Origin of the sequence: Kaistella gelatinilytica (assembly GCF_015679325.1) — a bacterium.
Classification (GTDB): domain Bacteria; phylum Bacteroidota; class Bacteroidia; order Flavobacteriales; family Weeksellaceae; genus Kaistella; species Kaistella gelatinilytica.
The window spans coordinates 302607-326829 of the sequence record NZ_JADPVI010000002.1 but is presented as its reverse complement, the minus strand read 5'-3'; the positions used below and the strand labels follow the sequence as shown (position 1 = coordinate 326829).

The 24223-nt window shown below is 39.0% G+C and carries 22 protein-coding genes and 1 pseudogene; 12 read left to right on the top strand and 11 right to left on the bottom strand.

From position 1 onward, the window contains the following. The first annotated feature begins 18 nt into the window (after positions 1-18). The 7 genes from IV494_RS14865 to IV494_RS08635 all read left to right on the top strand — a co-directional run bounded on the left by IV494_RS14865 (position 19) and on the right by IV494_RS08635 (position 6592). Complete coding sequence (locus tag IV494_RS14865) at positions 19-228, top strand: DapH/DapD/GlmU-related protein (RefSeq protein WP_196080154.1); 210 nt, start codon at positions 19-21, stop codon at positions 226-228. Beyond that, complete coding sequence (locus IV494_RS08660) at positions 219-992, top strand: glycosyltransferase family 32 protein (protein WP_196079763.1); 774 nt, start codon at positions 219-221, stop codon at positions 990-992. Before IV494_RS14865 ends, IV494_RS08660 begins: the two co-directional genes overlap by 10 nt. Before the next feature lie 6 nt (positions 993-998). Then, positions 999-2111: a glycosyltransferase family 4 protein gene (locus tag IV494_RS08655; RefSeq protein ID WP_196079762.1), complete on the top strand. Its 1113-nt coding sequence runs from the start codon at positions 999-1001 to the stop codon at positions 2109-2111. A 23-nt stretch (positions 2112-2134) separates the two neighbouring features. After that, entirely contained in the window at positions 2135-3226 is a 1092-nt protein-coding gene (locus IV494_RS08650; RefSeq protein WP_196079761.1) for an EpsG family protein, read from the top strand. Next, the gene (locus IV494_RS08645; RefSeq protein ID WP_196079760.1) at positions 3227-4120 is read left to right on the top strand and encodes a glycosyltransferase family 2 protein; all 894 of its coding nucleotides are present in this window, start codon (positions 3227-3229) and stop codon (positions 4118-4120) included. It abuts the gene before it with no gap. Continuing rightward, positions 4120-5220: a glycosyltransferase gene (locus tag IV494_RS08640; protein ID WP_196079759.1), complete on the top strand. Its 1101-nt coding sequence runs from the start codon at positions 4120-4122 to the stop codon at positions 5218-5220. The genes IV494_RS08645 and IV494_RS08640 overlap by 1 nt, the downstream gene beginning before the upstream one ends. 202 nt (positions 5221-5422) lie before the next feature. Then, positions 5423-6592, top strand: coding sequence for a glycosyltransferase family 4 protein (locus tag IV494_RS08635; protein ID WP_230380035.1), 1170 nt, complete (start codon positions 5423-5425; stop codon positions 6590-6592). A 347-nt stretch (positions 6593-6939) separates the two neighbouring features. On the opposite strand, the gene IV494_RS08630 is transcribed toward IV494_RS08635, so the two are convergent. The 6 genes from IV494_RS08630 to IV494_RS08605 form a co-directional block, all read right to left on the bottom strand. Beyond that, entirely contained in the window at positions 6940-7158 is a 219-nt protein-coding gene (locus IV494_RS08630; RefSeq protein WP_196079758.1) for a hypothetical protein, read from the bottom strand. After that, positions 7155-7559 carry a DUF5675 family protein gene (locus IV494_RS08625; RefSeq protein ID WP_196079757.1) on the bottom strand — a complete coding sequence of 135 codons (405 nt, stop codon included), beginning with the start codon at positions 7557-7559 and terminating at the stop codon, positions 7155-7157. The genes IV494_RS08630 and IV494_RS08625 overlap by 4 nt, the downstream gene beginning before the upstream one ends. 2 nt (positions 7560-7561) lie before the next feature. Next, entirely contained in the window at positions 7562-8320 is a 759-nt protein-coding gene (locus IV494_RS08620) for a hypothetical protein (RefSeq protein ID WP_196079756.1), read from the bottom strand. A 601-nt stretch (positions 8321-8921) separates the two neighbouring features. Then, positions 8922-9215 carry a hypothetical protein gene (locus IV494_RS08615; RefSeq protein ID WP_196079755.1) on the bottom strand — a complete coding sequence of 98 codons (294 nt, stop codon included), beginning with the start codon at positions 9213-9215 and terminating at the stop codon, positions 8922-8924. Between the two features lie 752 nt (positions 9216-9967). After that, positions 9968-10816 carry an RteC domain-containing protein gene (locus tag IV494_RS08610; protein ID WP_196079754.1) on the bottom strand — a complete coding sequence of 283 codons (849 nt, stop codon included), beginning with the start codon at positions 10814-10816 and terminating at the stop codon, positions 9968-9970. Positions 10817-10859: 43 nt separating this feature from the next. Continuing rightward, positions 10860-12593 carry a helix-turn-helix domain-containing protein gene (locus IV494_RS08605; protein ID WP_196079753.1) on the bottom strand — a complete coding sequence of 578 codons (1734 nt, stop codon included), beginning with the start codon at positions 12591-12593 and terminating at the stop codon, positions 10860-10862. 737 nt (positions 12594-13330) lie between these two features. Between IV494_RS08605 and IV494_RS08600 the strand changes: the two genes are divergently transcribed. After that, positions 13331-13753: a MauE/DoxX family redox-associated membrane protein gene (locus IV494_RS08600; RefSeq protein WP_196079752.1), complete on the top strand. Its 423-nt coding sequence runs from the start codon at positions 13331-13333 to the stop codon at positions 13751-13753. Between the two features lie 214 nt (positions 13754-13967). Next, entirely contained in the window at positions 13968-14291 is a 324-nt protein-coding gene (locus IV494_RS08595; RefSeq protein WP_196079751.1) for a hypothetical protein, read from the top strand. Positions 14292-14344: 53 nt separating this feature from the next. Here IV494_RS08595 and IV494_RS08590 read toward each other — a convergent pair whose 3' ends face one another. Genes IV494_RS08590 through IV494_RS08580 form a run of 3 tightly spaced genes read right to left on the bottom strand, consistent with a single transcriptional unit; the run spans position 14345 to position 20222 of the window. Further along, complete coding sequence (locus tag IV494_RS08590; protein WP_196079749.1) at positions 14345-15688, bottom strand: RagB/SusD family nutrient uptake outer membrane protein; 1344 nt, start codon at positions 15686-15688, stop codon at positions 14345-14347. 10 nt (positions 15689-15698) lie between these two features. Next, the gene (locus IV494_RS08585; RefSeq protein WP_196079748.1) at positions 15699-18908 is read right to left on the bottom strand and encodes a SusC/RagA family TonB-linked outer membrane protein; all 3210 of its coding nucleotides are present in this window, start codon (positions 18906-18908) and stop codon (positions 15699-15701) included. Between the two features lie 6 nt (positions 18909-18914). Then, a complete protein-coding gene (locus tag IV494_RS08580) occupies positions 18915-20222 on the bottom strand; it encodes a TlpA family protein disulfide reductase (protein WP_196079747.1) in 1308 nt (435 codons plus the stop codon). Between the two features lie 1143 nt (positions 20223-21365). On the opposite strand from IV494_RS08580, the gene IV494_RS08575 reads away from it, so the two are divergent. Beyond that, entirely contained in the window at positions 21366-21680 is a 315-nt protein-coding gene (locus IV494_RS08575) for a hypothetical protein (RefSeq protein ID WP_196079746.1), read from the top strand. An 83-nt stretch (positions 21681-21763) separates the two neighbouring features. Here the strand turns inward: IV494_RS08575 and IV494_RS08570 are convergent, their stop codons facing one another. Beyond that, complete coding sequence (locus IV494_RS08570; protein ID WP_196079745.1) at positions 21764-21913, bottom strand: hypothetical protein; 150 nt, start codon at positions 21911-21913, stop codon at positions 21764-21766. A gap of 135 nt (positions 21914-22048) precedes the next feature. On the opposite strand from IV494_RS08570, the gene IV494_RS08565 reads away from it, so the two are divergent. After that, positions 22049-22216: a DUF3606 domain-containing protein gene (locus IV494_RS08565; protein ID WP_196079744.1), complete on the top strand. Its 168-nt coding sequence runs from the start codon at positions 22049-22051 to the stop codon at positions 22214-22216. Between the two features lie 362 nt (positions 22217-22578). Here IV494_RS08565 and IV494_RS08560 read toward each other — a convergent pair. Continuing rightward, a pseudogene (locus IV494_RS08560) lies at positions 22579-22998 on the bottom strand (endonuclease domain-containing protein). A gap of 376 nt (positions 22999-23374) precedes the next feature. Between IV494_RS08560 and IV494_RS08555 the strand changes: the two are divergent. Next, positions 23375-23920, top strand: a complete 546-nt coding sequence (locus tag IV494_RS08555) for a hypothetical protein (RefSeq protein ID WP_196079743.1) — start codon at positions 23375-23377, stop codon at positions 23918-23920. Positions 23921-24223 lie beyond the last annotated feature (303 nt).

The window sequence follows — 24223 nt, the reverse complement described above, 5'->3', positions numbered from 1 at the left end:
GATTCTGATGTACATGAAATTTTAGGAAAAGAAACTCAAAAAACACAACCTGTACGAATAGGTAATCACGTTTGGATAGGAATAAACGTTACTATTTTGAAAGGAGTAACGATTGGAGATGGTGCCATTATAGCAGCTGGTGCAGTGGTAACAAATGATATTCCCGCAAAATGTCTGGCAGGAGGCGTGCCGGCAAAAGTAATTAAAGAAAATGTTGAATGGAAGTAAGGAATACTATATTAGATCAAAGAATCCCGAAAATCATCCATTACTGTTGGCTAAGTAATGAGCGATTTCCGAAAGATATCGCTGCATTCATCGCATCCTGGAAAAGAATTCTTCCCGATTATGAGTTTATGTTGTGGGATTTACAGCGCGATCAGGTGGGTGAAAACAGGTGGGTGCGACAGTCATTTGAAGCAAAAAAGTATGCCTTCGCAGCTGACTACATTAGGATTTATGCATTGCACCAATATGGAGGTATTTATTTGGATACAGATGTAGAAGTGCTTAAAAAATTTGATGATCTTCTCCATTTGCCCTATTTTGCGGGAACAGAAGGTGGTAAGTGGATTGAGGCAGCGATTTTGGGATCTATAAAAGGTGCAGATTGGCTGAAAGATATTTTATTTTATTTTGATCAGCCTTTCGTGAATACCGACGGAAGTTTTGCAATGATCACTTTGCCACAGGTAATGAACCAGTATATTGAGAAAAAACGAAAAATTGTTGTGGCAGAGAAGGGGGAAATTTTGCAAAATATTAGCAGGAACTATAATTCCCACTTTTATATCTTTGAAAAAGATTTTTTCAGTCCAAAAGACATGGGAACTGGCGTCATTACGACAACAGATAATACCTACGCGATCCACCATTTTGCCATGAGTTGGATTCCTGCAACTGAAAAGTTTATTCCTAATCTTAAAAGGGCAATGATTAAATTATTTGGAGTGAATAGAATTAGTGCTCTTATTAGATTAATAAAGAAATAAGTCGAAATGAAAATTCTTTATCTTACGGATCAAACATTTCTACACGGTGGCGTTGAAAAAGTTCTCTCCCAAAAAGCCAATTATCTCGCCGAAGTTTTTGGGTATGAGGTAACCATTGTAACCTATAGACAGCAAGGAAATAACCCAATTTACCCCTTTAGTGATCAAATACAATGTATTGATTTAGGAGTGAATTATGAAATTGCGAAAAGCTATTTTCATGCTGATAATTTTAAAAAAATACGGCATCATTTTTCAAGTTTAAAGCGCGTTTTAAAAGAAGTAAAACCTGATGTTATTATTAGTTGTAGTTACGGGCCCGACTTTTATTTTCTCCCCTTTTTGGACACACAAATTCCTAAGATTAAGGAGTTTCATTCTTCGCGCTACTTTTATGCGTCTGCTCCCAAACCCTTTAAAACAAAATTATTGCAACAATTGACTTTGGTAGCTGAAAAAAAATACGATGCATTGGTCGTTCTAAACGAATCAGAACGCCAGTTTTATAATAATAAAAATATCAATGTAATTCCTAATCCTGCAGAGATTTCTGGTGTCAGAGCAGACCTTACTTCCAAAAAAATTTTGGCAGCTGGTCGTATTTCCCCGGTGAAGAATTTTGGCGATCTCATCGATGCTTTCGCCCGAATTGCGAACGATGATACAGAATGGGAACTGCACTTTTTTGGAGAGGATTATATAGGAACACAAGCGACATTAGAAAAGAAAATTACGGAGTATGGTTTGCAAACTCAAATTAAATTCATGGGTATTGCTCCTGATCTGAAAGTTAAAATGCAGGATTACAGCATTTATGCGATGACTTCCGAAAGTGAATGTTTTCCAATGGTCTTGCTGGAAGCACTCTCTCTAGGAATGCCTGTGATTTCTTATGATGCTCCTACCGGACCGCAACATATTTTGATTAATAATGAGGATTCCTTTCTTGTTCCTTATAAAAATTTAGATATTTTTACAGAGAAATTAAGAGAGATGATACAAACCGATAGTTTGCGCCAGCAAATGGCAGCAAAAGGACGGGAAAATGTCCAGCGCTTCGGTATTGAGATCGTCATGCAACAATGGACAAATTTATTCATTTCATTAATTAATAAATAATAAATTAATCTTAATCCAATTCCGTGTTTGACTGGATCCCCGCACAATCATATACCGCCATTTATTATAATGTATTGTTGATTATCGCATTACTCATATCCTTTCATGCCCTAATTTTTGATGTGAATGATGAACAGAGTATTAACTTCTTTTATTCTTTTGGATACGCAGTCGTATTAACTTTGATTTTGTATATGGGTTTACGACCTATAAATAACGATTATTTTGGAGATACTCAAAATTATGCGAGAGTCTATGATTTATTGCAAAAAGGTGTTGATGTCAAAATAAAAAGTGATTATTTATTTAACTATTTAATGAAATTCAGCAGCAATATCATGAGCATTAATAGTTTTTTTCTCATGGTAGATGTTATGTATGTAATTCCCTGCTTTCTTTTTTCCCGCAAATATTTTTCCCGTTATTGGTTCTTTGCAATGTTCATGTTAATAAGTTCTTTTTCTTTTTGGTCTTACGGTACCAATGGATTGAGAAATGGATTGGCAACTTCTTTTTTTTTAATGGGCCTGTATTTTTATGATAAAAAATACTGGATGTACTTTTGGTTTGGTTTGGGTTTTTTCATGCACGCTTCTCTCGTTATTCCTATTGCAGCCTTTATCGTTTCGGGTATTTATAAAAATCCTAAAGTCTCTATTTACATTTGGTTCTTAGCTATCCCTCTTTCTGTAGTAGGTGGGAGTTCTTGGTCTTCCCTGTTCGCAACATTAGGAATGGAAGACCGTACGAGCGGATATCTTAATAATGTGATCACCGCCGGAGACGAAGCTTCAGCCACAGGTTTTCGGTGGGATTTTCTGGTGTACAGTGGATCAGCCGTTTTTACGGGAGCTTATTTTATTTTCAAGAAAAAAATTACGGATCCCTTTTATGTCCATGTTTTTGGCATGTACTGTATCGCCAATGCGTTCTGGATTCTCGTGATCACGGCCGCATATAGTAACCGTTTTGCTTATCTTTCCTGGTTTCTTATGCCTGTTATATTCGCGTATCCCATGTTTCGTTATAAAATCTGGAAGGAGCAATACAAGATATTTGGTGCTATTTTATTCGTTTATTTTATGTTTACCTATTTTATGAATGTAATCAAATAAATGATGAGAAAATTAACCGTTTTTACACCCACTTTTAATCGGATTCATCTGCTTCCCCGATTGTACCAAAGTTTACAGGAGCAAACTGATAAAAATTTTATCTGGATGATCATTGACGATGGTTCCACCGACGCTACGGAAGATCTGGTGAAAATCTGGCAACAGGTGAATGCCATTGAGATCGTCTATTTGTATAAAAAGAACGAAGGCATGCATTCTGCCCATAATGTGGCCTATGAAAATATAACAACACCTTGGAATACCTGCATCGATTCTGATGATATGATGTCTGGGAATGCTATAGAAAGTATTTTAAATCATCTGGAGGACATTGAAAATGATGATGATTTCTATGCGGTAGTCGGTCTGGATGCAGATCAGAAAGGAAATCTCATCGGCACTCCCTTTCCGCAATATTTAAAAAAGATAAGGTTCAATGAAATTTATTTAAAATACCGCCTTACAGGCGATAAAAAAATTGTCTATAAAACAGAGATCATGAAAAAAGTTCCGCCATATCCTATTTATGAAGGTGAACGTTTAGTTCCCTTGGATTATAAATCTCTCTTGGCCGATCAATTTGCGTATATAAAACCAGTGAATGAAATTTGGTGCATCGTAGAATATCAGGAAGATGGTTCTACCCGAAATATGCTCAAACAATACCGCAGAAACCCACGTGGATTTGCCTTCTCCAGAATCTCCCGCATCGATTATGGACTTACTTTTAAAGAGCGATTTAAAAATGCAGTTCATTTGGTATCCTCTAATTTATTTTCTAGAGATTTCTCCTCACTCTTTAAAACAAAATATACTTTTTTAGTGCTTGTTGCTATTCCTGCAGGAATTTTTCTTAATTTCTACATACGCTTAAAAACCAAAAGAAACTGCTAATGAAAATCCTGCATGTCATTAACAGTTTAGCTACAGGCGGTGCCGAGAAATTAGTCGTCGATACTTTGCCTCTTTATGCAGAGCACGGAATAGAAATCGATTTATTATTACTCAACGGAACAGAATATCCTTTCTTTAAGGAATTGGCTTCTTTAAAATGTTGTGGAATTTTTACTTTAGGAATGGGCTCAGTTTATAATCCGCTGCACGTACTTAAGATCATCCCGTTCCTGAAAAACTATGATGCTGTTCATATTCATCTTTTCCCTGTCCAATATTGGGTGGTCTTGGCGAAAATATTTTCCAGGTCAAAAACAAAATTAATTTTTACAGAACATAGTACTTCAAACCGCAGAATCCAGGGAAATGTTTTCATGCGTTTCACTGATGTGATTTTTTACCGGCAATACAATAAAATAATCTGTATCACCGCAAAGATTCAGGAAATATTGCAGTATTACACCAAATTGGATAATAAAAAATTCGTAGTAATTCAGAATGGAGTAGACCTCAGCAAAATATCACAGGCAATTCCTACAGACAAACGGCTGTTGCCAAATGACTATACTGATAATAATTTGTACCTCATCCAAGTGTCTTCTTTTCAAGAACCAAAGGACCAGAAAACCCTCATCCGTGCGATGACCTTGTTGCCCAATCACTATCAATTAATTTTGGTTGGAGTAGGACCTTTAAAAAAAGAATGCGAGGATTTAGCAGCTAATCTTGGTTTAAAAAATCGTGTTTCTTTTTTAGGAACAAGAATGGATGTAGCTGCCTTATTGAAAATGGTCGATATTATTATTTTATCCTCAAAGTACGAAGGATTATCTTTATCCAGTATTGAAGGAATGGCTTCGGGTAAGCCTTTTGTGGCGAGTGATGTTCCGGGTTTAAAGGAAGTAGTTTCCGGTGCAGGTATACTTTTCCCAGTTGGAGATGAGAAAAAGCTGGCAAAAGAAATTCTTCATTTGTCCAATGATCCAGACCATTATGCTGCTACCGTGGAAAAATGTCTTGCCCGTGCAAAAGAGTATGATATTTCAAAAATGGTGGCTGAACATATTAATTTGTATGAAGAGATTCTTCGACAACAGTAAGCACATTTTCTATACGCTCTGCTGTCTGCTTTACTAATATTTTATTGTGAAGCTATTTTTGATCAATCTGATTTGATATATTATATGGGTGAATATACAGGAGAAAAATAATGCCCATCGAGGAGTGTTCACAACCTCAACCTCCCGAAATGCAACCGTTTACAGAAATTCTTATCTTTGCTCAATAAGCTTACACTTTAAGTTGAAAAAACTCTTCCGTATTTCTACCGTTCCCATGTCGCTCAATATATTATTGAAGGACCAACTTCGTTACCTGAGTGACTTCTATCAAGTCACTGCGATTTCTGGAGCAGGTAAAGATATGGATGAAGTTCTGGAAAGGGAGGGGGTAAAGGTCAAAGAAATTGAAATGTCGCGGGAGATCTCCATTTTTAAAGACTTTGTATCGCTCATTACACTCTATTTCTATTTCAAAAAAGAAAAGCCAGATATTATCCACTCCATTACTCCAAAAGCCGGGCTTCTTTCGATGGTGGCAGGAAAACTGGCAGGAGTTCCTGTAAGAATGCACACTTTTACGGGATTAATTTTTCCCAGTAAAAAAGGAATTTTAAAAGAAGTTCTCATCTGGATGGATCGCTTACTGGCAATGTGTGCGACTCATATCTACCCAGAAGGAAAAGGGGTACAGGAAGATCTGATCAATTATCGTATCACCCGTAAGCCGCTTAAAATAATTGCTAATGGAAATGTGAATGGCATCGATACAGCTTATTATAACCGTGATCAGATTTCATCCACCCAGGAAAAAGACTTAAAAAACGAACTCGGAATATCAGAGAACGATTTCGTCTATATTTTTGTAGGCAGGCTCGTGAAAGACAAAGGGATTAATGAGCTTGTTGCCGCATTTAAAATACTCTCCAGCGAAAGATCATTAACAACGCTAGCCTTTCAGCCTGAATTACTCCTTGTCGGACCCTTTGAGCCCGATCTTGATCCACTTCATCCAGAAACGTTAAACGAAATAGAAACCAATCCCCACATCGTTGCGGTGGGTTTTCAACAGGAAGTTCGTCCTTATTTTGCCATCAGTCATGCTTTGGTCTTCCCCAGTTATAGAGAGGGTTTCCCCAACGTGGTCCTGCAAGCAGGTTCTATGGGTTTGCCGAGTATCGTTACTGATATCAACGGGTGCAATGAAATTATTCAGGACGGATTCAACGGACTCATCGTACCTCCCAAAGATGTACATTCCCTGCAGTCGGCTATGGAAGAACTTCTGCTTAAACCTATTCTTTATGAAAGACTAAAAAGCAAAGCTCAGGAAAGTATTTTGCCTTATGAACAAAAGGCAGTTTGGGACGCGATGCTGGCGGAGTATCGGGAAGTGGCGAAGGAGCGTGTTTGAGTGACGCTTCGACTTCGCTCAGCGACCGCCGCTGTGAACTATGGTGGCGCAATGGTACGGCTTTTAAATTAGCGCTATCGGTTTAGAATACACGATATCAGATCAGGTCATGTTGAGAGTGAGGCAGAAAAAAGGTCTCCTTGTGGGAGACCCTTCTGGTAGTTACTTCATTTTTTCTCTGAGGTAACCGATGAGGTATTTCAGTCCGAGCGTAAAGAGGTAACTGGCAGTGCCTCCAATACCTGCCAACAGTACTGTTTTTACAATCTCTTCATTCTGTAGCTGCACGAGGATAATGAGCACCATACCACAAGTGGTGCTGATGCGTTGTGCAGCATCAAACTGTATCACGGCTTTTCTTCTTTTACCACTGCGGTCTGGCTCACTGCACTGGCGATACCGCCGGCAAGGGCTGTATATCCAGCAATAGTGATGAGAATCGCAGGGAGAGGAATCACTGCAGTAGAAATTACTGCACTGACGCCTGTTAAAAGCAGACCGAAATTTCTGATTCGCTGAAAGAACCTTGGAGTGGGTTCCTGTAAACGATTGATGATCTTTTTCATGATCTTTTATTTTTTATGGTTAGCTGTAGTGTCTTACCTTTATCCAAAATCGGATAGAGGTGATCTTTCATTCTTTGCAAAGCAATCCGTGAGGAATTGCCTTTTCCTTCTCCCGTGTGCTGCAGCACAGGTGCAATACATCCTTGTAATTCTTTGAGCGCATCGTTGGCTGGGTGAATGAGGATGTTGCTTCTCCCCTTTACCCCTAATACTTCAAAATGCCATTTGAATTTGGGGCTGTAGCGCTTTCGTAGGATGTAGGTTCCTTCAGGAATGCAAGAGATCCGTTGTGCATTTTCTACCCAGGGCAGTTCAATGGTTTTACCCCATTCTTTTCCGTCTTTACACAGTATTCCGTTGACTCCTTTAGAACGATACGTGCGGATGAGCTGGATTTCCATCGTTAAGGTGTTCCATCCACTTTTACGATCTGCAGGGCATTGTAAGCGCCGTTTTTCAGTTCATAAAAAGTACCGTTGACTTCCTGATAAAAGCTGATGCCGAAAACCAAAAACAACGGATTGGTTGAGGCTGCGGGCAGATTGTTAATCAGCTGTAAGGGAGTGGTCAACACGGAGTTTAAAGGAAGCACTGGTGTTTCATTTCTCTCAGAAGCATAGGTTTCGCTTTCAAAATTAATGTCCATTGCTCCGGAAGACATTTTGTAGTGGGTGCTTCCCGCAGGAGCAATCACGCTGTCAGTCGGAACATAGGCTTCAATAGCTATGATTGCATCTCCTGTTACTCTGTCTAAAGTTGCCGTAAAAGGTGCGGCGATGGAGGTACCGAGTTTGCCATGGATATTGAATTCGAAGCCCTGAAGCAATTCCGCTTCACCGTCGATGACGTTTCGCAGTCCGCGGGGATTGACGGCATCCATCTGGATGACCTTCACCATTTCTTTGGAGAGTCTGCTGACCATTCTGGAGTCGGAAGCCTTGCGCAGGAGGCTTTGCATTGAGTTTCGCAGGGTTTTTCCGGCCTTGCCGGCTCTTCCGAACTCTGCCATGTTTTCGCGGGTGCGTTGAAATGCGGGATCGGTGCGCATTCTTTCTGCGGAGATGCCGCCTTTTTCACGGGCCATGTAGCCGTCTTTGGTACGGTAGAAGGTGATGTCACCCATGGTACCTTTCAATTTGATCAATCCTTTTTGTCTTGCCATTTTGTTTGTTTTTAAAAAATTAAGAATCAGATGTTGAGGTACACCTGCTTAAACCTGTTGTGATCACGGGGCAAAATTTGACAAAAAATAGATGTGAAACAAGTAATAGTGCCGGTTACGGCTGATTCTGCCGATTGATGCCGATATGGATGAATGTGCCGGAAAGGGTGGTGTTTGCCGAAAAGGGAGGGATGTCAGATTGTTAGTAAGTGCCTTTTTGATGCATTAAGGTGGGGGATGGGTGGGGGATGGGTGGGGGATGGGTGGGGGTGGGGTGCGAGGGTTCGGGATTCGGGGTGCGAGGTTCGTGGTTCTGGTGGCTGAGCCTGTCGAAGCCACGCGATTTAGAATTAATTTTAATTTAAATTTCTTCTTACTTTATTCTTCTTACTTTTTGCTTCATCATTTTTATATTTTTTATAGGAATCAGCGAACCATTTTCAATGGTTTGTCTTGACACAAAAAGTAACAAAAAGGTTAAGACTGGATCTTTTTACTAAAAAAAGAAAATTTCTTATGAGAAAATCCCCAAAACTCGGGCGGAAAGATGATGGGTTTTTGTGTTTGAAATTTGTTGCCGCCACTCAAACAATGGGGATTTTTAGATGTTGTCAGTTGAAATTGGTCGTTGGAAGAAATTTCCTTTTTTCTTAACGTAAAAATCTCCTGGGTCGTGTTGGAATGCTTTCAGGTTGAGGTTGAGATGGTGATTGGAAATGGTATTAGCACAAATTGAAAGAAAGCTTCCTGCTTTTTTTATGTTGAGCCTGTCGAAGTAAGGGTTGGGAAAAGGACCTTTCTGGTTGGGATTATTTGTGTTCGTGGTGTTGAAGTAAGTAAATTCTTTTATTCTTCTTACTTTTTGTTTTGACACAAAAAGTAACAAAAAAGTCAAGACTGGATCTTTTTACTAAAAAAAAGGGAATTTCTTCTGAGAAAATCCCCAGAACTCGGGCGGAAAGATGATGGGTTCTTGTGTATTGAATTTGTTGCCGCCACTCAAACAATGGGGATTTTTATGTGGTTTATAATAACAAATAATTGTTGGAAGAAATTTCCTTTTTTCTTCACGTAAAAATCTCCTAGGTCGGGTTGGAATGCTTTTGAGGTTGAGGTTGAGGTTGAGGTTGAGATGGTGAGTGCGGTTATTGTTTAGTTGCGGATGAAGGGTTGCACTGATTCGTAGGATAGGCCCATGTAGGTGCAGAATTCTTCGACGGTGAGGAACTGATGGTCTGGTTTATTGAGAACGGTTTTGATTTTATGAATAAGATCACGACTGTATCTTTCGCTTTTTCCAGTGATGCACTGGATGTCTTTGGGGTATATGCAGAGGCGGAGCGGTTGTGGTTTCATGGGTTCTCCCGTGTTTGAAACACAAAGGTTGTTTAATAGAAGATATTTTATTCGGTAGGTTTTCGGTAGTACGTGAGAAAAGTTATGAACAGTGGCGGGGTTCGGGGTGCGAGTGGCGAGATGCGAGGTGCAACGTTCGGGATGCGGGATTCGGGATTCGGGATTCGGGGTGCGAGATCGGGGTGGAGGGTTGGAATTGGGTGTTTGGTTGTAGGGGTTGCTTCGTCGTGATTCCTCGCAATGACCGGGGTACTTTTTACTGGGTTGTTGAAATGAGGTTGTTGGGATTATTTATTCGTCGAAGCTTTCCAGATAATTGGTGAGGTTTTCGGTGAGGAGGTGGAGGAATTTTGCTTTGTCGTTTTTTCTGGAGCGGATCTCGATCAAAGTCTTGTGGTAATTGCCCAGGTCAATTTCAAAATTGTTTTCGAACCATTTTATGGTTTCGGAAAGATCCTTATTTCCGCCGTTTAAGCAGCGGGTTTGGTGCAGTGCAACGACTAATTCGGTGAGGGCGACTTTTGAGGCTGACCATTGAATGTTGCTGTGGGATCTTTCTTCGTCGGTATGGCTATTTTTAAGTTTGCTCAATTCTGCACGTAAGAATTTTTCGTAGGAATCATTGGCAATCATCTGAGAAACTAAATGGTCATGGGAGGAGGAAAAACGATCATCGTAGCTGTGGATATCAATTGATAATTTTACATCTAAATCATATTTGAACCGCAAGAAATATTTGCTGTCGAGATAGGTTGCATTTCTTCTGCAGTAGCTTATAAAGTCTTTGTTTTCCAAGGAAAAATACTGCAAGTGGTCAAATTCATTTTCAAAGACTTTCCGTTTCAATTTATCACCGGAGGAAGGAAGCGCGGAGAGAAAGGAGACTAATTTGGAATAGTAAATAAAAGAGCCAATCAATTTTGGCTTCAGTTTTTTGAAGAAGGTGATCTCATTTTCCCAACAGTCAAAATCGTGGATGATGACCCAACCCTTTACCGTGCGGATGGCTTCATCGGTCGCGATTAAAGCGAACTGTGCTTCCTCCAAAGGATGTTTCTTTTCTGTTTTGAGTTCATTGATTTTGTTTTCAAGATCAGACCAAAGTTTACTGGTCTTTGCAATAAGTTGTAACGAGTTCATAAACACGATATTTTTTTAGAGGTTTGCAGTAATTCGGACGGAACTAAGACTTTTTTAATTCTTCTTTTCTTTGATTAATGAAATCAGTAGGTCTAATTCCGTTTATTTCATAGAACTGATTGGAAAATTGCTGTCGTGATTTTATACCACAAGATTCAGCTAAAGCCTCAATGGTGTATTTCAAGTATTTTTTATCATGGTAGAGTAGCTCAGTAATATAACTGATGCGCAAAACTTTTAGGTATGAATTAAAATTCATGTCCTTATGTTCATTGATGACGTAAGACAAGTGGCTGCCATTTGTGTTGAGTTTAGCAGCCAGACTTCGAATGGTGAGGTTCTTCTCTATAAATTTATTTTCATGTTCAAATTCAGTCAGTTTATCCAATATTGAATCTACAATATCGGGACTGTAATCGTGCTTCCGAACAGTGCTTTGGGGATTTGACTGGGTTTCATCATGAAAAGGTTTGTTTTGAAGCGTAAGCAATACCTTTTTATAATTTTGAGAGATTCTTTTTTGTTTTTGGAAAAAATATAAAAGAATGATTAGAAGCAGCAGGGTAATCACTATACTAATAACTCTAAAAGTATCATCTGTTTTCTTTGATTTCAAAAGTTTTTCTTTTTCTAAACGCAACGTTTTGGTGTCATATTCCCGATAAATTCTGGAAGAGAGGACCGGGAAATCTTTGGTCAGAATTTCATCCACCTTTAAGAGTTGACTGGTGTAATATATTGCATTTTCGGGATGGGTATTAAAATCGGTTTTTTTCAACAGCAGTTCGTAAGCCGCCCGTAGCTCGGGAAAAATACTTTGATTCTGATTGAATAAGGAATCCACTTTTTGCAGGTAAGCAATTCCTTTACCGGTTTCCTGCAATTTCAAATAAGCACTTCCTAAATAAAAATAAGTAAGGGCTAAAGGTGAATCTTCTTTTTTCTCCTTTATAATATTTGCAGCGACGAGTAATGTATCAATAGATTTCTGATATTCTTTCCTGAAGTACGATCTGATCCCCAGCTCTTTCAAGAAGTACCCTTTCTCCTGCCGAAATTCGGGCAATTGGCGATATGGGACCGTAAGGTAGAGCAAACTGTCTGATTTTTTCCAATTTTTTAGTTGACGATTAATGATAATCATCTGGTGAATAGTATTTAAATAACCTCTGGTATTATTATATTGAAGATTTGGGTTTTGGGAAGGATTTAAGTTATTGCGAAAAAAGATATTGCATTCCCCGAAACAGGTGAGTGCTTCTGGATAATATCCCAGGTAACTTTTTACTATACCGATATGGTATTTAATTTTATTGAGCAAATAAAGGTCCTGATCATTCGCCGCAAAACTTGAAGCAAGGAGGTATTGATGAAGTGCCCTTTTATAATTTTTGAAGTTAAAATAAAACACGATCCCTTTGCCCAAGTACGATTTGCTTATTAAAGCTGAATCTCCTGTTTTGATTGAGGCAATAATGGCGCTGTCAGCATATTTTAATTTCTGTTCACCAGTGGAGGAATAATAAAGGGCGTCTTCATAGGCGTAGGTTAGGTGACGAAAATTCTGATTCTTCTTTGCGCTATCAATGCTGCGATTAACAAAATGAAGTGCCCGGGTATCATTTTCGGAAAACTGCTCGTACGTTCTCTGGAGTTTCGTATACTCCACGACGCTGTTTTGCGCAGAAAATACTGTGCTTATCAGTAAAAAAAGAAATAAAAGATTTCTACACATTGTTCCCACATTATGAGTAAATCTGATGGTCGCCCCATTCATTATCCACTTTGTGCAAGCGACTTTATAAGGATGAACTAAATTACATTAATTATTGATATATCCGCAATATAATAGTATAAATAATGGTAAATATATACAAATTGGTACGTAATGATGTATGTATTCATTCAGTAATCTTTTTTTTGTAAATGTTTTTGAATCTACATTTACTCCAGAATTCTCAATTTAAAATCGGCGCCGATATCACTTTTTAAAAATTAACATTATGAAAAAGTCTTTCGCAATTTTAAGTATTTTTTTACTACTGAGTTCCTTATCGTGTCGAAATGAGTTCGATCACAAGGAGGACTCAAACAGGCCAATGCAAGGAAGCAAGAAGGAAAAGTTTTATTGCAAAGATTCTACGGGTGCTTCACAAGTGGATGGAGAAAAAGAACCACCCCGCAAAGATCTGCAACAATGGCGGCAAACCCCTTAGGTTGTTTTTGTATAATGGATTATTCTCTATCCGATCACAAAGGCAGTGTGACTGCAAGGAGTGGCGAAAGGTGTCCTTGCAGTGGAGAATGGGAAATTATAGGGTTGGTTACGACTTCAGCTGTATTCGCGAAGGATCAGGTATTACCGGAGTATTTCGGAAAGAAGATCTGGTGGCTTCTGGTGAGGCGAGGGTGAGGCGGGGAGTGAATGGGGCTCAGCGCAAGTGGATGAGTGGGTGAATAAGCAATCGGTAATAAGTAATGGGAAAGACCTTAATGAAAAAACTATCATTTATTATGAAATCAATTTTTAAAAGGACGGTGACCGTCTTAGCGTATTTTTTTGTTGTAGTGTTTATTTATGCTACTGTACAAAAGGTTTTTGATTTCGAAACTTTCAGCAATCAGCTCAACGTGGCACCTCAACTTGGAAGTTATGGAGCAATGGTTGCCTCTCTTATCGTCATTCTGCAGGTGCTCATTGTGGTTCTGTTTTGCTGGAGAAAAAGCCGGTTTTTTGGATTTTCAATAACCGTTGTAATGCTTGGTATTTTCAGTATTTACATGGCGGTGATCTTATTGCAGAAGACTCTTCCCTGTGAATGTCTCGGTATTATTAAGGGTCTCAACTGGAAGCAAAATTTTGCATTTACCCTTTTTTTACTTCTTATCGGTGTGATGGGTCTCTTGGGCAGCGCACAGGAAAGAAAAAAGAAATGAGCAAATGGAAGTGTACCTCTTTTTTAGTCTGGAATGTTGCAACATTTAGAAGGAGCAGTCAGCAGACCATTGATGTTGACTCCAATGTACGTGGACAAATCGAAGGGTTTTGAAGCGGTACATCTGCACATCTGTCGAGGGGACAGAATATTTAATCAAACAAATTCATTTGAGTTTTTACGGTAATCTTTTTTATTAAAAAAAGACCAGTATTATGAAAACATTTAAGTTTTTAAAAATCAATTTTATGCTTGTGGTGGCTTTGCTTACTGCAGGAATTACAATGTCCTTTAAACTGGCGGAAAAAAATTCCGCTGATACCGCTTACTATTATATAAGCGAAGATATGAGTGAAGGCTCATTTCATAATGTCAATAACTGGACGACTGCGTCGAGTGGAGGAGCAGACTGTGTAACCACAGGTGACCGCCCCTGTAAAGTAATTGTACCGGAAAACAGTTCCCTTGGGAGTGTTTTAGGTTCAAAAAATAATTCGCAGGTATTAGCAATCTCAGTTAACAGAAAGTTAGAACCTTAAGTAGTAAGGTCATTTTTAAGATGAGGTGGGAAGAAATTTCCCACCTCATTATTTTATCTAGGATTTTGAGGCATTCCTGTTTGCTTAATAATATCCTCCGGAATTGCTACCGCATATCTAAGGTCGTTTGGAAGTAAGGTATATGATAATCCATTTACAGCTCTTTGCAGAATAATATTCCGTCCATCGCGGTTGTATCTTTTCAGATCTGCCCATCGTAAACCACGAAACAGTAATTCTTTACGTCTTTGTTTACCAATTATCTCCAATGCATTTTCTCTGCTGTCTGCGGTTAAGTTCGTAAAAGTACCGGTTTTCCATCTTTGAATTAAAAGTTGATTTAATTTTGACATGGCGTTATTAATATTATTCAGTTGTGCAAAGCTTTCTGCAGCGATCAAATATAATTCATCAGTTGCCAACGGTGATGTTCTGGAGGAATTACCAGAATAATTTCCTTTGAATAGAATTTCTCCGACCGCATTCGTTTTAAAAAAGATGGTTTTCCGCAAATCATTGTTTTCGTACGAATTGTATGTAGAAGCCGGGATTTTTGCTGTATTGCTTGATAATATTGGGGAGTAGGCGATACTTGTGGGGAGCAATACTTCTGTATTCATTGCCTTTATCGGATAAGAATTTGCTGCGTTGAGATCATTGAAATTCATTAATTGACCATTTATTGATAATCCGGCATTCGCAAAAAGGAGTGCGTTGGTATAATCTCCCATATACAAATATGTTCTTGCTAAAAATCCTAAGGCGGTTGCTTTTGAAGCCCGTGTTACTGCAACCTGCGTATCTGGTAAAAGTGATACAGCGATGTGGAGATCGTTTAAAATTTGATCATACGTTTGCTGTAGATTAGAGCGCACAGAAGGAAGATTTACATCTGGGTCTAATCGTAACGGTAATCCCAAATTAGTATTGGAAGTGTTTTTATTATAGGCTAAACACCATATCTGTGCTGCTTCCAGATAGATAGAAGCACGGAGGGCCAAAGCCTGCCCTCGTACGTTATCAGCATTCGCAATATGATACTGATCAAGATTATTCAGGACGGTGTTGCAAATATTTATTCTAAAAAAGCAACTTTGCCAATCGTTACCACTTGCTCTGGCTACTAAATTAGGTTGCCACGTATAGAGGCGCTTGTCAGCATCATAACTTACGCCATTAAAATCGGTATTGGTGATGTAAATATCATCTGAAGAAATTTCTCCGCTGATGCTGTTTCCGCCCAATACATTAGAAATTTTATCTAAAAGCGCCTGGTTATCCTGTAATGTTTCGGGCGTTACTAAACGGGTATCCGATTTTTCTTCCAGAAAATCTCTACATGCAGTCATTGAAAACAAAAATGTTATCCAAAGCAGTATTGTTATTTTATTTTTCATTTTGATCATTTTAAAATTGAGCACGCAGCCCGAGTGAATATGAAGTTACAGGTTTTAACGAATAGGTTCCCCAGTTGTAGTCAGGATCTATGCCTGCTTTATTCGCCTTCCAGAGTATTCCGAGGTTATTAATTGCGCAGTATAGGTGCACATTTTTGAAGGGTGTTTTTTTAAGCATTTTTTCCTTTAGATGGTAGCCGATGTTGAGATATTGCAATCGGATATGGTCTCCTTTTTCAACCAGGACTGCTGAGCCATTATAAAAATCATCCCTTGCGGAATTGGCGGTCAACTGCAGCGAGGGTACATTTGTGAGGAGCTCATCTCCAGGATTTTGCCATCTTTTGGCATAGTCGCTATTACCATCGCGACTTGTAATAAGACTGGTGTAATTGATTGAATTTCTGCGAAACCAATAGCCTAATTTGTAGGTGATGCCGAGATCTAAACTGAATTGCCTGTATCCAAAGGAATTGATGAAAGAGCCAAAAGAGGTGGGTATTGCTGAACCAAAATATTGCAATTCCTCAATGCCTTTGTCTGAGGCCATTATCTCGGCATATTCTTTACTAATTTCGCCATTCAAATATCCTCTAGCCTCCCCCGTAGCAGGATCGAGACCTGCCCATTTGTAGGCAAATACTGAATAAACAGGAAGACCCACAACACCGGATATGGGAGCTGTATTGCCTGCGGCGGCTATGAAATCGCTGGCAAATGTAGTAGGAAGATAATACTCTGTGACTTTATCATGACAGGAGCTGAAATTGATGATGGAGTTCCATTTTAATTCTTTATCGATATTTTTTGTTTTCAGTTCTATATCGAGTCCATTTCCCTCGATGCCTGCAACATTCCATAAAAGGGTGGTTACTCCCGTTGTGTAATCAATGGGAGCCTGGCCAAACAAATTGCTGCCTTTTTTGGTGTAATATTCGACTGAGCCTGTGATCCGGTTATTCTTGGTTGTGAAATCCAACCCTATATTGATCATTCTCAGCATTTCCCAACGCAGTTTGGGATTGAAATACTGGTCGATTCTTGCGGTTGGTCCACCGGTGTAAACAGATACATCGGGATCATAAGCAATGGTGGTGACTGCGACCATTGCAGGATCTATATTCCCACTAAAACCAAGGGAACCCCTTAATTTGAGGAAAGGCAGGGCGGTGAGCTGATAAAATTTTTCGTTGGAGAGGTTCCAGGCAGCGCCTGCTGACCAAAAGGGATTCCACTGTTCATTTGTTTTCAAGCCGAAAAGGTTACTGGCATCACGTCGCACACTTCCGGAAATAATATATTTTTTATCAAAAGTATAAACAGCATTCGCATAAAAGGAGAGGAAATTAAAATTGATCTGGCGCAATGAACTGTTTTTTTCGATAAAGCTATTTTCGCCGGTTATAAAATTGGGATATTGCTGGGTATAATCTACGACAGCGGTTGACAAATCATGGGGATTATAACCGTAGTAGCGGTTGCTTTCATAATCTGTGACCGTTTGGCGAATCTCCCCTCCGGCTATTGCAGAAATATTATGTTTGTTGAAGGTATTGTTGTAGTTCAATTGTCCCCTCCAATTATTTATTGCAGTCAGGGTATTTCCTTTATCGAGAATACCCCCTTTCGGAATGATGAATTTTATGGTGCCAGTGGAATTAAGCTGGGCAAAACTATTGATCATATATCTCGTATTATAACTCTCTTCATCATTTAATGCTGTGTTTTGTCCATTGAGACTTTGGTACTGGTATTTAATATCAACATCTAATCCTTTGAGAACTTTATAATTAAGACCGGCATTGATTATTATTTCAGTGGTTTTATTTTTTGTTTTTGTGTGCTGCCAATCGGTAAGCGGATAATAATTCCAATCGAGTAAGCCTTGACCCCGGAGGCTATTTTTATAGTTTTGATCAAAGATGGAATTTACGATCAAAGGATTGCCCTGATTATCTGCAAATTCTAAATAAGGAATTTTCCAGTTTCCTTTCATGGTTATGGTGTTGTAGGCACTTCTTCCGCTGTTGGTGTCGGTATTGGTGAAATAAACGCCCGTTGTTACGATCAATTTATCAAACGGTTTCCAGGTATTTTGAAGTCTGGTATTGAGCCGCTGGTATTTCTCGCCAAGATTTCCCGTATTGTCATCAAAACCGAGGAAAGAAGTCCAGGATAGATTAGAAGAACCCGCAGATACGTTTAATGCATATAAATTATTTTCCAGAGGCAAGTACATGTATTTCCGATATTGATCGCGAACATCAATAGTACGAAGTCGGTCTATTTCCTGCATTGCCTGCTGGTGAGAAATGAGCCCTTTCTTTTCTTTGTTAAGCAGATCAACAACTGGTGTAAGGACAGGATGACTGGGAGAATTGATATCACTGTTGTAGTAACCTTTGTTAAAAAGCTGCATTTCAACATCAATAAAATCTGAAGTTGAGATCTGTCTGCTGTAGGATAGATCGGGTTTTGAACTAACCGTTAGATTTGAGGTAAGTTCGACGGAGAGTGGTTGATTAAATTTTGAATTTTTTGTAGTGATGACAATAACGCCATTCGCAGCTTTAGCACCCCAAATACTGGAGGCAGCAGCATCTTTTAAAACGGTAATATTTTCTACCATATTAGGATTAATGCGACTGATATCTCCTTCATAAGGAAAATTATCTACGACAATCAGAGGCGTTCGCGGTCCATTTAAAGTACTGAGTCCTCTTATCATGAGTTGTCCGTTTTGAGTAAGACCGGTACTTACGGTCATTCCACTAGTTATTGCGGGAAGTCGATCGATAATATTGGTGGTTACCTGTTGTTGTAATAGTTTGTTATCTACAGCGGAGAAGGAACCGGTGGCTCGTTCTTTCGAAATTTTCTGGTATCCGGTGGAAAGATTTACTTCCTGTATATCTACTACTTTGGGTGTCAGCAACAGGGTGAGTAATTTTGTTGCTGGATAAGATGTCGTTACTTCCCGCTTATTGTAACCTGCGCCGGAAATGGTTAATGTTATGGATTTTGGACTATTATCCGCTATGGTAATGTTGAAGCGACCGTCATTATTGGTGAGGGTGACTGCCTGCGTCGCGGGAACTGCAATTCGAATTCCTGCTATGGGTTTGGCTGTGGTAGAATCTAATACCACACCCGTTAATTGCTGTTGTGCGAATATCATCGTGTAGCAGCAGATTATTGGTACTAATAAATATTTTTTCATGGTATGTTATGGGTTTATGATTTTTGAATCTTTCAAGATTAGCATCAAAAGGTTTCGATCGGTCTCTTCTAAAGTCAAATCGTAGCCTAAAAGTTCTTTCTGAAGCGTTTTCAGGTCGTTTATGTTTGAAAAATGCAAATCTATTTTTCCCTTATAATCTGTTTCATCAACTACAGGAAGAGGGGTGATGTCATATTTCGCATTTAGGGAAGAAAGTAAAAAGTCGAAAGTAGTATTCTGTAATACTGAGGGGGTTTTTAGAAAACGATCGATGGTAGTACCGCCTTTGGTGGCGATCTTATCTTTGGAAGAAGTGCGTTTCAGTACAAGACATCTGGTTGGTCTTTTCTGAAGGAGGGCGGTATATTCTGTATTTTCATTAATCATGCGCAACATTCTGGTATAAAGAGAATCGGACTGTGTTTTAGGAATTATATAATCAATGTTATATAATTTGGCAGCGGTTTCTTTCTGATCCATACCGGTATTGAAATCAATATCTTCTGGATGTTTTAGGAGATTGACGAGTCGTTTTATACTAAAGTTCTCGCCACGCCGGGTGAAAAGCTCATCACCAACAGCATTATAAATCTCCATTAAAGAGAGGTTGGTAAATTGGCGACCATAGGTTTTGCCCTTTTCTCTGTGAAACCAAGTACCATAGCTAAATGATCTAATTCTGCCTTTTGAAATAAAGGTATAACCCAACAATTCAGCGTTCTTTTCCTTATCGAAATTCTGGGAGAGCATGAGGGGTCGGCTTTTTTCTGCCTGTACGACGGTTTCTAAGGAAGATTGCGCGTGGGTGATGATTTCGGTAATGGCTTTTTCAGTAACCTGTTCTGCATCGGTCGTGTTGAGCAGTTTACCGTTTTTAATCCAGATTATGTAGGGAACTCCTCTGTGTGGAAAGAGGGTGTGGAATATTTTGTCTTCTGCCAGTGAAATGGTTTTGCTATAGCGTTTTCCATTGGTGGAAGAAAAGAATTTTTCCAAGACGGTACGATTTTCATTGGACACGGCTAAGATTTTTATCTGAGAGCCAAAGTGTTTTTGCAATTCTTCCATTTTGGGGAAATTTCGCAAACAGCTGCTGCACCAGGTATTCCAGAAATCGAGGAGAATAAGTTTGTCGCGGTCTTTTGCTAATTCGAAGATTTTCTGGGGTGCGTTCAAGACCTGCAAGGGCATTGACCATACTTTTTCAGGAATTTTATCTCCTATTTTCAGGGGTTTTTGCTGTGCAATACCCTGCAGAAAGAGTAGTGTGATAAATGTTAGGGAAAGAAAGTCCCTGCAAAACTTATTTTTCATAGTTTTGTAATGGTTTTTAGTTATACTTTAATTAAGGCCTTGCTCTTTCCTGCGGCTGCAAACTTGGGGAAAGGGCTTTTTTTATGGGGTGCGAGTTGCGGGGTGACGCTTCGGCAGGCTCAGCGCAAGTGCATGCCGTAGCTCTTGAATATTTAGGGATCCTTGTTGTATGTGGTTTTCATTGGTATTTTTTTATTGGTTATTGTGGCTTCGGCTCCGCTCAGCCACCGTGCTTCGAATCTGCTCAGCCACCATTTCAAATCAGATTTGCTTTAGGGGAAAACGGTGGGAAAATTTCTTATGAAGAAAACGCTTTCCCGCTAAAGACAAATCCTTGAATTGTGGGGTGTTTGGTGTTGCTTCGGCAGGCTCAGCACAAGTAGGTGCTGGATGATTGGTGTTTGATGTTTGGTGCTGGATGCTTGGTGTTTGGTGCTGGATGCTTGGTGTTTGGTGTCGGATGTTTGATGTTATTTATTCTTTACCCATTCATTACTGTTGTCTTAATCAGATTTGCTTTAGAGGAAAGCTAATGAAACACAAATGATGAAAAAAGGTGCTTTCCTGCTAAAGGCAAATCCTCTGAAAAATAGTGATATGAAGTTTTTTTTGATGTCAAATATTCCCCTATACTGTAAGCTCGGCTTGGCTTACAAGGTGAATGGTGCATCATGGTGAATTTAAGTATCGTTGAAATATTGGACGTATTTTTTCATGATTTGGAGCATGAAGGTTAGTTTAGATCTGGGTTTTTGAAAGAACCCAATTTCCCGCGAAGCTTTGAAGCCGCAATGGTTTGAACCATTGTAAGTGTCGTTCAACTATGTGTTATAGAAAGCGGGCTTAGTAATTGAGAAATCTGAATACAAAACAACGTGGGTCTCAACATATCTAAACTGAGGTACTGGTATACCGTGCAACAGATAAGTGAGCCCACGCCTAGGTCGTGAGCTACTATACTTATCGTCTCGCTGCTTTAAATTACCAGTTTTCAGTTTGAGAGTCTAAGCAATAGCTTCTATATTTTTGAAGTATCGCAAAAATATATAATTCTTTTGATTATATATTATGCCAAATATAGTATTATTTTTCGATACGGCAAAGCGTACCGAAAAATAATTTATAAAATCTTTAATTGCATTTGTGAAAATTGAGGAGCAAACATATATTAAAATTAAAATTGCAATTAGTTTAAATAAACTTTTAAGTTGCAGCAAAGACTCCATTGAAACGAAAGAAGTAAGTAACTATACTAAAAGCTATAACAAAATTGCCCTGAGTGCCGATTTAAGAAAAGCAACAGTTTCAGATATTTTTAACGCTAAATCAAATTGCCAAATTGCAAGTTTATTTCCCATTATTCAAGCAATGGGATATAGTATTACTGACTTTGCGAAAGTTTATGATGATATTTCAGATTCAAATATCAAAAAATTCTTGTCGCAACAAAAAAAATAACTTTTTACCAAATTACAGAATGTCCTAATTAAAGTTTTGATGATTTATAAATTAGTTTAATTTTCTGCACCCAGACATAAATTTTATTTTCCAATTTTCTGATAATATCTTTCTGTACATTGTTGCATAATTTCTTCAGTTTCTATTAAATCGTTTTGAAGCGTGTTAATCCAGATAACGAGCAGGAGTATAATTACTGTGGCAATGATGTTGTATATTTTTAGGGTTTTCATGAGATTAGTTTTCGCAAATATATCATTGAAAAACTTTGTATAGAAAGGGTGTAAAGACGCTTTTTTTTGCTTTTATGGGAAACTGTAATTGTTTCTTATAAAACTTGCTTACTTTTATTAATTAAAACAATTACAATGAGTGATGATTTAAACAAAAAAAGACCGCAAGATGCCTCTAAAATTAACGTACACGAAACGTGGGAGTTAAGTTATTGGTCAAGTAAATTTGGTGTTACCAATGAACAGTTGAAAATGCAGTTAAGACTGGTGGGACTTCTGCAGCAGCAGTTAAGAGCCATTTAGGAAAATAATATGTAAATTATTTGAATGGTAAATAAATTTATTCTATAAAATTATCCTAACGAGAGTTGGGATTATTTTTTAAAAAGGCGGGAGTTGCCGGTTCGATTCTGGCAGGTGGTATTTTGACTGTAGGGAATCTTGTACTGATCAACCACCCCGACCCTTCATCGAAGATGAAGCGCCACCCCTCCGGAGGAGGGGAATTGGGCTTTGCCTTTTTTTTGGCTTTGCAAGGGATACGTTGTTCATTCTTGTTATATCGTCATTCTCGGGAATAGCGATTCCCCTCCTTTGGAGGGGTGTCCTTCCGCTCGCCGAAGGACGGGGTGGTTTATCCACGGGATGAAATACTCATTCTATTATCACGAATGAATTCCATAGTTTTCAATGATAAAAACTTCCAACTCCCGAGTAGCAACCTCCATATTATTTAAAACATCGTGGTTGGTGATCCGAAAGACTTTTAGACCATAGCTTTCTAAGTCTTTTTGGCGCCTGTCATCGTATTCTTTTTTGTGGTCATGGATCAAGCCATCAATCTCAACGACCAATCCCAATGTTTTTACTTAAAAATCAACGATGTAGTTTCCGATAATTCGCTGGCGGTCGAAATCAATTAGATGAAAACTATTATTTCGGACCTGTTTCCAAAACAGGACTTCACATAGGATGCGGGCTTTTCTTTTTCCGGGCAGCAGTGGCTTTAAGTTTTTATTATAGGGCAGATGCTCTACAAAATTACGGCGGATGGCGATATTGTTGATGGAGGTTATTATTTCCATTTTTTTTCGAATTAAACTGTGTTTTATTGCGCTATCCAAAGGGGAGGTGTGGAAAAATTATAGGGGTTCTTTGGGTTTTGAAAGATAAAGTTAAAGAAAATTATTGGGAGTTGAGGAGGGGTAAGGAGGGGTGGGGAATATGGCGAGCACACCGGGTAAGGATGCGGATTAAATACCCCGGAGAATTATGCCGATCAACCACCCCGATTAACCACCCCGACCCTTCATCAGAGATGAAGCGCCACCCCTCCGGAGGAGGGGAATTTGGGCTATGCCTTTTTTTGGGTTCGCCTCCGGTCAGCGAGCAATAAAGATCTGTTTAACGACTAATCCAATCTTCCCACAAAACAGTATCTTCGTTCAACAAATAAAGATTATGAAAAAAATAGTATTTTCAGTGTTGACGCTAGTGGTCTTAAACTCCTGTATTGTTACTACGGCCGCAAAGGCAGTAACAGGAGTGGCGAAAGTCGGCTTCAAAGCTGTAAAAGGAACGGTAAAAGGAGTCAGCTGGGCGGTAGGAAAAGCGAAGGGGAAAATTGATGAAGACCGTATTGATGGCACGTGGAAAGTGGTTGGCGTTTATCGGGGCTCTTTTGAAGATTTTGAAAAAGATCAAAATCCGGAGAGTACGTTTACTACTACCTGTACCGAGGGTTTTGATCAAATTGAGTTCAATTCCAGAAAATCTAAATTCAAACCTATGCATTGCAGTGCTAGTGAAGAAGACTGGGTGAAATATTCTTTCGATTTTGGTAAAAATCCTTTAAATAAAGAAAGAGTGAATTACATCACTTATAATTCCACTAATTATATTTCTGTGATCGACGTTAGTAATACAACGATGGTTTTAGAACGCAATCTGATGCCGAAACTGAATTTTTCGAACGCTACTTTATTTCTTTTGGAAAAGGTGAAATAGAAGCGGGGAAGTTTTACTGAGTTTAATAACGACAGGCGAGGATAGGGTCGTAAAGTGGAGATTAAAAATCAAAAGTTTTTAGCTCAGTAGTACGGGATTGCTTCGTTGCTCCACTGCGTTTCGCTCCTCGCAATGACGGTGTGGCTCAGAATGGTGGGTTTGCTTCGTCGCTGCACTGCGTTTCGCTCCTCGCAATGACGGTTTGTTTAAATTTTTGCTCCTCGCAATAACGGATTGTTTAAAGTTTTGCTCCGCGCAATGGCGGATTGAATACTGTTTCGCTTCTTGCAATGGCGGCATAAA